General features: G+C 46.2%; 7 protein-coding genes. All 7 read right to left on the bottom strand.

The genetic code is table 11. The features are described 5' to 3' along the window. Nucleotides 1-182: 182 nt before the first annotated feature. Nucleotides 183-2,102 (bottom strand): response regulator, encoded by a 1,920-nt coding sequence (locus L0660_RS06855; protein WP_235158774.1) that lies wholly within the window; start codon nt 2,100-2,102, stop codon nt 183-185. Nucleotides 2,103-2,113: 11 nt separating this feature from the next. After that, on the bottom strand, nt 2,114-2,695 hold the full coding sequence (locus L0660_RS06860; RefSeq protein WP_235158775.1) for a chemotaxis protein CheB: 582 nt from the start codon (nt 2,693-2,695) through the stop codon (nt 2,114-2,116). Beyond that, nucleotides 2,692-3,507 carry a protein-glutamate O-methyltransferase CheR gene (locus tag L0660_RS06865; protein ID WP_233798452.1) on the bottom strand — a complete coding sequence of 272 codons (816 nt, stop codon included), beginning with the start codon at nt 3,505-3,507 and terminating at the stop codon, nt 2,692-2,694. Before L0660_RS06865 ends, L0660_RS06860 begins: the two co-directional genes overlap by 4 nt. A 3-nt stretch (nt 3,508-3,510) precedes the next feature. Further along, complete coding sequence (locus L0660_RS06870; RefSeq protein ID WP_235158777.1) at nt 3,511-6,840, bottom strand: response regulator; 3,330 nt, start codon at nt 6,838-6,840, stop codon at nt 3,511-3,513. Between the two features lie 247 nt (nt 6,841-7,087). Continuing rightward, nucleotides 7,088-10,414: a UvrD-helicase domain-containing protein gene (locus L0660_RS26205; protein WP_235158778.1), complete on the bottom strand. Its 3,327-nt coding sequence runs from the start codon at nt 10,412-10,414 to the stop codon at nt 7,088-7,090. Nucleotide 10,415: 1 nt separating this feature from the next. After that, nucleotides 10,416-10,937: a hypothetical protein gene (locus L0660_RS06880; RefSeq protein WP_026628845.1), complete on the bottom strand. Its 522-nt coding sequence runs from the start codon at nt 10,935-10,937 to the stop codon at nt 10,416-10,418. Nucleotides 10,938-10,989: 52 nt separating this feature from the next. After that, complete coding sequence (hisC, locus tag L0660_RS06885; protein ID WP_235158780.1) at nt 10,990-12,063, bottom strand: histidinol-phosphate transaminase; 1,074 nt, start codon at nt 12,061-12,063, stop codon at nt 10,990-10,992. Nucleotides 12,064-12,085: the final 22 nt, after the last annotated feature.

Below are 12,085 nucleotides of genomic sequence, written 5' to 3' on the forward strand. Positions count from 1 at the left end.
GACACCAACTGTTTTTTATGATTTTCATTTTAACTAAGCGTAACGATTATGAATAATTAATAAACGAAATCCTTCAACCAATCATTACTGCAAACTGAAATAAATCGTCGCGATGAAATCGTCGCGATGAATAAGACTTTCCACATTTGGGAAATATGTTTCCGGCTGATCTTCCGCTAACGCTATTCCTCTCCCAGCAAGGCGGCAATCTTCCGGTGCAATTTTTCCGGCTCAAATGGCTTGGATAATGTATCGTTCATACCCGATGCCAGGGCCTGCTGAATTTCCTCAGGCAACACCGTGGCCGAAAGCGATAAAATAGGCGTTTGAATCATCAGCTGCTTCCGGGCAAAGCTTGCAGCCTGAAAGCCATCCATTTCGGGCATTCTTGTATCCATAATGATCAGGTCATATTTCTTTTCCCTTAATGCATCAATGGCTTCCCTCCCATTCAAAACCATGGTCGCATCCAATAACCAGGTTTTCAGGTATTTTTTCAAAAGCAGTGCGTTGATCGGATTATCCTCGGCTACCAGGACTGTCTTCCCCGTAAATGGCGGCAAATCCTGGAATGCTACCGAAGGTTTTGGCTCAACGCTTTTTTCATTGGCATCCGGCAGGATTAAGGTGAAGAAGAACTGGCTTCCCTTATTGGATTTGCTGTTTACTTCCAGCTCGCTGCCCATCAGCCGCACGAGCTTTTGAGAAATTGTCAGCCCAAGGCCCGTTCCTCCGTATTGATGAGACGTGTTTTCAGAAGCTTGTCCGTACTCCGAGAAAATATTGGCAAGGTGCTCCTCAGACATGCCTATGCCGGTATCGTCGACGCTGAATTTGATCTTGTGGCCAAACTGCGTTTCTGAGATCAGATCCACACGGCAAACGACTCCGCCTTCCTGTGTGAACTTTAATGCATTGCCCACGAGGTTAAGCAAAATCTGGTTCAGGCGCATTCCGTCGGCCATGACGCATTCCGGAAGATTTTGGTCGATAGCCAGGCTGAGGTTCAGCTTTTTCTCATCTGCTTTAAAGCGCATCAGGTCAATAATCCCTTTTCCCAGCACACGGAGGTCAGTGGACGTCGGGATAATAGAGAATTTCCCTTCGTCAATTTTGGATATATCCAGAATGTCATTGAGAATGTTGAGCAGGGATCCGGACGACTGGCGCAGCATATCGATCAGGTCGCGCTGCGATGCGTCGAGGGGTGTTGCGCTGAGCAGATTCCCGAGCCCGATGATACCGTTAAGCGGTGTACGTATTTCGTGGCTCATGTTGGCAAGAAACGATTCCTTCGCCTTCCGGGCTTTTTCGGCAAGACTTTGTGCGTCGATTAATGCTCTTTCATGCTCTTTCCTTTTTTCTACATCATGCAGGTTTACAAACAGGAGCCTGTTTTTATACATAATGCGCAATTCGAGCCAGACTGGTTGTCTTAACCGCCCGAAGAACCGGTCTTCCACAACGATGGTTTCCCCACCCACGTAGCTCTTCCTGACCAAAACTTCACGTAACGAAGCATTCCCCGGTTCTACCAGCAGATCCAGGATTGTGGTTCCTACCAGGTGACTGGGAGATATTCCAAGAATTTTTTCAACTGATGGGTTAATGGAAATAATGTTGCCCGTTTCCGGTTCAACGGTTGCAATAATGTCGGGGGAATTGAGAATGATTGTTGCGTAATTTTCAAGTAATTTGTTCTTGTCACGGATCTCTTTCTGGCTCCTGGCCAGCCTGATCAGCGAGTCGACCTTTGCATTGGTTATATACGGGTCCAGCGGTTTGTACAGATAATCGATCGCTCCGGTTTTGAGCCCGCGCACCGCATAGGTTGTTTCTTTCGAAATGGCGGTCACAAAAACGATCAGAATTTCTTTAGTCTTCGGATTGGAAAGCAAGGTTTCTGCAAATTCAAAACCATCCATACCAGGCATCTGGACGTCGACAAGTGCCACCGCAATCTCATTTTCCCATACTATGCGCAATGCTTCGTTGGCAGAAGTTGTGGAGTAAATCTCGATATCATCCCTGCTTAGAATCGCTTTCAACGAAATGAGGTTTTCTTCACGGTCGTCGAGCAGCAGAATTTTTGTGTTTTCCATCTTAATTTATTCTATGAAAGTAGATCGCTGATCGTTTCGTAAAACCCATTCTCCTCTAACAGCTTGTGTTTTTGATATTTTAATAATGCTTCTTCCGGCATGCGCGGAAATTCCGCAAACGCCGGACTTTGCACATAGGTCGGACAGCCCTTTTCGGCCAGGAGTTTCAATCCCTCGGCTCCATCCTGGCTTGACCCTGAAAACAGCATAGCGGCTTTCAGGGGAATGCCTGACATTGCCGCAGACATAAATGTCGCGTCAATGGACGGTCGTGAGAAAAAGTCCGGCTCTGTGTGATCGTAGTAGAACCGATGATCCTCTCCGACCAGAAGATGATAATCCGGCAATGCAAAGTAAATCGTGTTCGAGGTAATCGGATCAAGATGATGCGGTTCGCTCATGTGAACATCGGTTTTTGTTTTAAATAAATCAGGCAACACCGATGAACTGTATCTTCCCCTATGCAATACGAAAATAACGGCAAACGAGATCGGTACCTTTAAAAGTTTAATAATGTCTTCCAGGATCACAAAGCTTCCCGACGAGCCGCCCATTAGTACAAGACTCAGCGATTCATCTTTCGCGCTGTTCATTTGATTTTCTGATAAATGTTCAGTGCACTGTCAATTATTTTGAAATGGGCTTCAAGCCCCGAATAACGCAATGTTTCTCTTTTTCCCAAACAAAGAAACCCTAACATGCTCAAACTATCGTAAAGAAGCTTGAAAACCTGCTGCCTCAGTTCGAGCGTAAAATAGATCATTACATTGCGACAGCTTATAAATTGAAACTCATTGAAAACCCCGTCACCGGTAAGGTCATGCAATGAAAAAACAATATTTTTCCGCAATTCCGGGGATATAACGGCTTTATTGTAAGCAACATGATAATAATCCGACAATGAGCCATTCCCCCCCGCCAGGAGATAATTTTCGGAAAATGATCTTGCGTTTCCCAAAGTAAAAACCCCTTCCCTGGCCGAAGTAAGCACCTTGTTGCTCAGATCAGTTGCATAGATCAGCGAACGGCTCATGAGTTGGGCCTCTTTTAGCAGGATTGCCATTGAAAACGCCTCTTCGCCCGATGCACATCCGGCCACCCAGAACCGCAATGACGGGTAAGATTCCAGGTAACCAAATACTTCCGTCCTTACCCGTTTGAAATATTCGGGATCGCGGAACATTTCAGAATAATTGACCGTCAGTTCCTGGATCAGGTCGTATACAATGCTTCCGCCGGGCTCGATGTGCTGTATGAGCTCGTCCAGGTCCATGCCATATTTAGCCAGGTAACGGCCCGCTCTTCTCAGCAGCGATGGTCGCGCATAACCGGAAAAGTCGAAACCGGAAATCTCTCGGATGCGGACGATCAATTCTTCGAGCTGTGAATATTCTAAAACAACCATATATCAGGCTGAATGCAGCCACACTTTAATTAATGCCAGCAACTTATCCACGTCCACAGGTTTGGAAATATAGTCATTGGCACCTGCCGCAAGACATTGTTCCCTATCACCCTGCATCGCCTTGGCCGTTACCGCAATGATGGGCAGGTTAGCCCATCTGGGCACTTCCCTGATTTTTCTCGTCGCCTCTATCCCATCCATTTCCGGCATCATTACATCCATCAGAACGAGATCAATTTCGGGTGTATCTTCCAGTTTTTCAATGGCTTCCCGGCCGTTCGTAGCGATTTCGATCTTGAAACCCGACTCTTCGAGCACCGCGCTCAAAGCGAATATGTTGCGCATATCGTCGTCAGCGACCAGTATTTTTTTACCTACAAAAACATTCTCGGAATGGACTACCGGATTGCTGAATGCATCCCGTTTCTCAGGTCCTTTGAATGTTTTGGGCTGAATGTTTTTCAGGAATAATTTTACTTCATCCAACAACCGCTCATTCGACTTCTTGGTTTTCATCACGACCGGATGCGCGTATTTCATTACACGTGTTAGGTCCGCCTGGTCCAGATCCTCCGCTGTGTTAATCACAACAGGCACTGCGCTCCAAACTGAATGCTTCTTGATCTCGTCCAGCAAATCGAGGCCATTCATGTCCGAAAGCCGGATATCCAGAATGATGCCGTCGACCGTTTTTGTATTAAGTATCTCTAATGCTTCGGCTGCTGAAAATGCATATAGCACAAAAATGTTGTTCGCAGTCAGGAAATCTCCCAGATACTTGCTCTGATACTGATCGTCTTCAACGAGCAGGATCTTTTGCTTTTCGGTCTTGCCGGATTCCAGTTTCAGCAAAGTAAATATATGCTCCGCCGATTGCTCGTCCACGGGCTTTTGCATAAATCCGATTGCTCCTTCCTTGACCATATCCATGTCCAGATAGGAACCCGAAGAAACCGTGTGAACAGGAATGAGACTTGTTTTTGGGTCTGCTTTCAGTTCTTTCAAAACTTCATCCCCGGACATATCGGGCAAATGCATATCCAGAATGATGGCCGTGGGCCGGAAACTCTGCACCAGCTCCATGGCTTTCCTGCCCGTGTCGGCTACTACTACTTCAAATCCGCTATCCCGTGCTTTGGACGACATATCCGCCGCAAAAATCTCATCATCTTCAACCAATAGCAACCGGTATTCTTTGCCGTTGTCATCCTCCGGCACTTTTGCCACCGGCTTCTGGATTTCAACCATTTCAAGAGGCATCGCTGCGGCTTCCGAAGTCGGCTCCTGATCTTGTACGGGAATTTTTAATGTAAATGTTGATCCTACTCCTGCTTCACTTCTTAGAGAAATGGAGCCTTTGAATAAATTAGCGAGCTCACGGCTGATAGAAAGTCCCAGTCCCGTTCCGCCATATTTCCGACTGGTAGAGCCGTCGGCCTGCTGGAAAGCTTCGAAAATGGACTGCTGTTTTTCAGGCGCGATCCCGATGCCTGTGTCCGAAACTTCGAAAAACAAATGTGACGCTTCTTGTCTGATATTCAACGAAACCATGCCCGGCGCCGAGGTGAATTTCACAGCATTGGAAACAAGGTTCCGAATGATCTGCAGCAATCTGACCTGATCCAAAAACAGTGTGTCAGGGCAAGATTCCGATTTTTCAATTTTCAGTTCCAGTCCTTTGTTCTCCGCTATTTTCTGAAATGTGTTTCTGACCTCGGATAACAAAAGTTCGGTGCTTACATGCTCGTGCATCAGCTCTATCTTACCCGATTCTACTTTTGCAAGATCGAGAATGTCATTGATCAATGTCAGCAGATCATTGCCAGAATTAAAAATTACAGAAGCATATCGCTGTTCTTCTTCGTTGAGCCTCGCTCCTTTGTTTTCGCCCAGGATTCTGGAAAGGATGAGAATACTGTTCAATGGGGTCCTGAGCTCATGGCTCATATTGGCCAGAAATTCGCTTTTGAACCTGCCGCTTTTTTCGAGTTCGTCGGCTTTGATCTGTATCTGATCACGCGCTTCCTCAATGGTGCTTTTTTGCTCTTCCAGCATAAAAGCTTTTTCTTCCAGCTCAGTATTAATTTGTTTCAACTCTTCCTGCTGCACCCGCAACTCTTCTTCCGAAACCTGCAAAAGCTGCGTCTGGCGCATGAGTTCCTCGTTCGTAACCCGCAGTTCTTCCTGCTGGCTTTCGAGCTCTTCCGCTTGCAGCTGGGTTTTTTCAAGCAGCTCATTGGTGGTCTCACGCGCATGTGCAGCCACGATGGCAACGGCAACATTGTCCGAAACCATTTCCAACAATTTGGAAACCTTATCGCCGGGATCATTGAGATAACCCACTTCTATAACCGCCGTCACCGCACCTTCAAATGAAACAGTTTTGATATAAACCATGGCAGGGTTGGTACTTCCCGTCGTGCTCGCAATTTTAAAATATGCAGCCGGGACTTCCACTTGCCTCAGTTCTACCTGGTCAGATGCCATTTGCCCCAGCATACCCTGACCAAATTTGATTTCATCCGGAACTGACCCAGCGTTTTCAATTCCATAAGTGCTGGCGAGCTGTAAAAGATTTCCCGAGCGGTTGACCAGATACATGGTCCCTACCGGCGAGCCGGTGACCTCTACAAGCTTATTTAAAAATTTGCGCGCCAGTTCGCGATGTGTAGGCTCTCCGCGAATGGCCTCTGCAAGTTTAACTGCATTGTTTAATATCCAATTTTTTTCCTGATCCTCAAGCGACAACTTTTCGAGCTGCTTATTAGCATTAATCGTTTCATTTTCGGAAGCGATCTGTGCATTATAGGTTCTTCTGATAAAATAGTATAGCAGGAAAACGACGCATAGGAACACGAGCGTTCCAAAAACAATGTATTGTGTTGCCTCGGATGAGCTGCCGGCAGCAAGTTGCTCACGCTCTGCAAGCAAGCCTTCTTCCTGGTTTTCAATGCGTTTAAAAACAAAATCGATCTGTGAAGAAAGGACTTTCCCTTTTAAGACGATCGCTTTAATGGTGTCGGGCTTGACGTTTCCGGCTTTGAGCAGCTCATATTGCTGATCCATCAGGTCCAGCCGCACTTGCATGATCGGCATGAGTGAATCCAACCGGCTGATTTGTATTCTATTATCCCTTACCAATTTCCGCATGGCATCCAATTGCTGCCATACATTGTCGGCGGCCTGCCGGTAATTGTTTTCGAACTGTACATTATTGGTAAGCGCGTATCCCCGGACATTGGATTCCGCAGTAAGCAGCTTGTTACGGACATTCGTTGAAATGGCCATTACTTCCCGGGTATGGTTCACCCAGCCGGTATTTTCCTGCTGCATCTTTATCGCATTGTAAGACGTAAGCCCTACTACAACAACTAAAACAATAGAGAAGATTATACCAATTAAAATCTGTTGTTGGAAAGATAGGCGCATAAACGACAAATAGCGGAATGGACTGGCTGAGCAATTTCCGCTAAATATCAGGAAAAAAACGGAAACCCCTCTTGATATGAAGCGTTTCCCCTAACTATTTTATAGAATTTCAGCGGATATTAAATATAAACTACTTCTACTTCGAACTGTCCTATTCGCTCGATTTTGCGGTAACCCATTCAACCAGTTCATTTTCCAGCGTGATCAGCACACCGCGAGACTTCTTGCCCACGCCATCGTATGTTTTGATCAGCTTCCGCAAATGCCTGCGCGGCTCGTCGGCATTGCTCCCCCCGACGAACGACATGAAAATGAACTCGCCGCTCGTTTGCTCTACAACCCGGTCAATGTGCAGTAACTTGCCTCCTGGTATTAGTAACTCTCTGTTTGTCTGCACCTTACCCGTATCCTGATAGAGATCTGACAGTTCGGGATCGCTCAATAAATCCCTGGTTTGTGCCTCAATCGCTGCTGATTCTGCCTTGGTAAAAATCCCCTCGCCTACCAGCCGGTCCAAGGCAAGTGGCAGGTCGGAAATGGTTTTGAGGCGGGTTAAGAGGTAACGTATTTTTTGTAAACGGTCATGTTTGGGTTCGAATGTTTCCACATCGAAGATCCTGTCTGCCATTCTTCTGAGGCGCAAGGATTCCGTACGGTCATTACTAAGAATGTGATTCAGTACAAATGGCTGTGCATCAGACTTTCTATGCGCGTGCATGGGTTCGCTATGGCCATTAGCGATGACGTATCTGGACTCACTTTCATTCCAGGCAGGCTCAACACCCTCCTGCGCCAGATAACTTTGCAGCCAGTTGCTAACCTGCTGCCCCAATTCCCACTTTCTTTCGCGTTTGGCCAGGATATACAATCGCTGCACGGGACGCGTGAAAGCGACATATAACAAATTCAGATTTTCGACCAATGTGCGTGTACGCTCATCTGTATACTGCGTGGCAACGACGGTGTTTTCAAGGTCTTTCACGACTGAGACCATTGAGCTCCTTAGCTTTTTTTCGGGCTGATTGGCCAATGCAAGTTCATCATAATCGACATCATCCAGATCGAGCCATAGGCGGTCGAGCTTGGCATTAGGCGTCACTTTCCAATGTGCATAGGGCACGATCACCACAGGATACTCCAAACCTTTCGATTTATGAATGGTGGTAATGCGGATGGCATTGGTTTCGTCTGGGATTGTAATAGAAAGCTTATGCCTTGCCGACTCCCAATAAGTAAGGAAATCGCCGAGGTGATTGCTTTTTCTGTTTCCAAAATCCATTACCACATCCAGGAAACGGAACAGATATTCGTTCTCGAAATGGCTTGCAAACAATCCGAAACGCTGCATCAGCTGCTCACTCAATTCGAACACGGACAATTGCCGCATTCTGAATGAACTCAGGTTAATGTTCCATTTTTTAAAATATTCCAGAAATGTATCCAAACCACTCTCTTCGCACAAAATGCGTATCTGCTCGTATTCACTCGCTGCCGGATTCTCTCTTCTGACGACCTGATGAAATAAATAAGCTGCCTCGTAACGCGCCAACCGGTGGTCGGAGCTTAGCAGCACTTTCATAAAGGAAATGATAAAATGCACCGATCTGGAATAGCCTAAGGAAAGCGCATCGTCCGATATCAAGGGTAATCCTGCTTCTTTAAGTGTGCTGGCCAGGGCAGTTGCTTCCCTTTTTTTTCTGCACAAAATAGCCATGTCACGCCAATCGTAACCTTGCATTTTCAACTCATTTACCAGTTCCAAAGAACGCCTGACAATGCTGTCGGTGGCTCCGATCTCTTCCGTCTCGTCGTTTTCCTCATGCAATTCGAGAAACTCAATTTCAACATGGCCGCCATTCGGCACATTATCTGGAATTTCCTGCTGGAAATTCTGATCATAGACATCCTGGATAAGCACATTCTCCGCGCCGACCGTTTCGGCAACGAAGGCAAAGAAGTTGTTATTGAAATCCGTAATCTCCCGACGGCTGCGCCGGTTGACTTTCAAATGATTTACATCCAGATAATTATCCAGGCTGAGTAACCGCTCGGCATTATACGAACTGTTCCCCAACACATTCGCCAGCGCCATCACCTGGCTGGTGGCGAGATGTAAAATAAGGTCCATATCACCGCCCCGGAACCTGTAAATTGATTGCTTGGCATCTCCTACGATCAGATTGAAAAAACCGCCTGATAATGCATTCTCAATCAGCGGAAGCAAATTGGCGAATTGCAGCTTGGATGTGTCCTGAAACTCATCGACCAAAATATGGTTATAGCGCTCTCCTAACCGCTCGAAAATAAATGGGACAGGCTCCCTGGCAACGATTTCGACGATCTTTCGATTGAAGTCTGAAATGTGAACCTGGTTATTTTGTTTCAAAAGCGCATCAAATTCCTTCCTGATCTCACCCAGCAGCGACAGGTTATAAATGTGCCTGTCAAGCTGTCCGTAAAGCGTAATTTTCTGTGTTTCGGAAGTCCGGATGTTCTCGATCTGGTGAAAATAATTTTCCAGGTCTGTCCTTACCTTCTCAATTTCGTCTTTAATTAAGACTGGGGCCTTGGCGCCATACCAAACCCCTTCTCCGATGGTTTTGTAAACATAGGAATTTGGTTCTGCCCAAATTTTCTTCCCTTCGGCCCTGTCCCGGAAGTAACCATAAATGCCTCTCCCGCTCTGGTGAAAATCTTTTTCAGTAAGAAAAGTGGATTGTATCAATTCAAATGCATGCTTCGAAAGTTTCGCCAAATGCGCCTCACGCTCGCGAACGAATGCGCGCATCTGGTTGCGTATGGCGATCCAATCCTGCATTTTAAGATCCTCCACCCGCTTCATCTGCATGTAACTTTGCTCACTCAGCAAAGTGCCGGCAGTGCCGCGGATTTGCATGGGTAGTGTGCCCCAGCTTTTCCCTTCCTCGGCATTTTCGCGATAATATCTTTCAACGATCTCTGTGAGCACCTCTTCGCCATCCTGCCCAATACGTGCGAGCAAGCGGTCTACGGCGTCGTCCAGCAAATCACTGTCGAGTTGTGTTTCGAAGATAAATGGGATCCCAAGTTCATCGGTAAAACTGCTGATAAGCCGTTGTGTAAACTTATCGATCGTCATGACCGAAAAATCGGAATAGCGATGCAGGATTTGTCTGAAAACGAGTTGCGCGCGGCCTGCGATTAACTGGCACGCACCTTGTAAAAGTTCTTGATCTTGAAGCGTATCGGGATACATTTCCGTTACCACATCACGGAGCATGGGATGTGGATCGGCATCCGAATTGAAGAAATCTGAAAAGATCCGCAGCATAAGCAGGATGCGGTCTTTCATTTCATTAGCTGCCGCATTCGTGAATGTGACAGCTAATATATGCCTGAAATAAGTATCTGAATTGGAGTGCAGGGCTAGCTTAAGATACTCCTTGGTAAGCGTATACGTCTTCCCTGACCCTGCCGATGAACTATAAACCTTAAACACCTTACAGGTTGAAGCGAATGCCTCCCGAAATGTTAGGGCTCAAATAAAATGGTCTTGGAAGCAGTTCAAGATATGTTCCCCCTTCCAGAAAAACAGAAATGCGGTTATCAGGAATGTAGTATTCAATTCCACCCAGCACCGATCCGCCTAGTGAAATGTCTTTTTCATAATTGCCATTCAAGCGTTTTGGATAAGATCTGCGGCTGTTGACCTGTCCACCCAATCCATAGTAAACATGCACAGCTTCGGAATTGAATAGCGGCGTATGCCATAAGTAATGCACTTGCAGGGAAACGCCGGCGTTTTTGTAAATTCCTTCGTCTCCTCTGTACTTACGGTCGTTGGACAAGATTCCGCCATAAGTCCCTATCGTTACGTCTAGTGCATGAATGTTGTTGAAATACTTACGGATATTGATCCCTGTTGGCTCGCCCAATTTAAAACCAACTGCCCAGTTGTCATATTGAGCATGTGCAAAACCAAAGCTGAGGATAAAGGCAAACGTTAAGGCTAATTTCTTCATAATGAGTTTTTATCGGGGATATTGAATTTTTGTGCTCTTCTAAAAAAGCGTGCTACACCGTCACGCTTTTTGATTGATATTTTTTCAAAGAGTCGATTAATGCTTCATTTTCTTCCTGCGTGCCAACTGTAATTCTCAAACAACCGTCACAAAGATGAACCCGGGATCTGTCCCTGACAATGATCTCTTCGCTGATCAGATAATCCATGATTGCCTTTGCTTCATCGAATTGCACCAGTAGAAAATTGGCATCAGTTGCATGCACTTTTATCACCAACGATAAATCCGTTAACATGTTACACAGAGAAGTCCTTTCTTTGAGAATTTCTGCGATCATTTTATCTTTTTTATCAATTCCTTCCAAACCTTCCAATAGCGCTTTCTGGGCTGGCAGGCTGATATTATAAGGCGGTTTGATCTTGTTCAAAATGCGGATCAGCTCCGGGCTGGCGAAGCACATTCCCACGCGGATCCCGGCTAATCCCCATGCCTTAGAGAATGTCTGGAGCACCACCAGATTCGGGTATTGATCCAGGTGTTGTATCCATGAAGGCGTGTCTGTAAAATCAATGTAAGCTTCGTCCACGACCACCAGCCCGTCGAAACTTTCGAGGATAGCCGTGATGGCATCGGCCTGCATAACGTTGCCGGTTGGATTGTTCGGTGAGCAGATCCAGATAATCTTGGTTTTCGGCGTCACTGCATTAAGCACTGCTTCCACATCAATCTGATAATCTGTCGTTAATGACACTTTATCAATGATGACGTCGTGTATGGAAGCACTTACTTCATACATTCCATAAGTAGGCGGCAAGATAATAACGTGGTCCTGACCGGGTGTGCAGGTCGCTCTCGTAAGCAGATCGATCGGCTCGTCGCTTCCATTTCCCAGGAAAATACGGTCGATATCAATGTTCTTGATTGGCGCAAGCTTATGTTTGATTTCTGACTGGTAAGGATCGGGATAACGGTTGTAATTTTCTTCCGTCACCGAGCCGTAAGGGTTTTCATTCGCATCCAGGAAAATACCTGAATGTCCTGTGTATTCATCCCTTGCCGACGAATAGGGCGCTAGTGAAAGTATATGCGGACGAAGAATTTTAGTAAGGTCAAATGTATTTTTCATGCGGTCCGTTTTATATCGCTCG

Origin of the sequence: Dyadobacter sp. CY351 (assembly GCF_021502625.1) — a bacterium.
GTDB classification, from domain to species: Bacteria; Bacteroidota; Bacteroidia; order Cytophagales; family Spirosomataceae; genus Dyadobacter; species Dyadobacter chenhuakuii.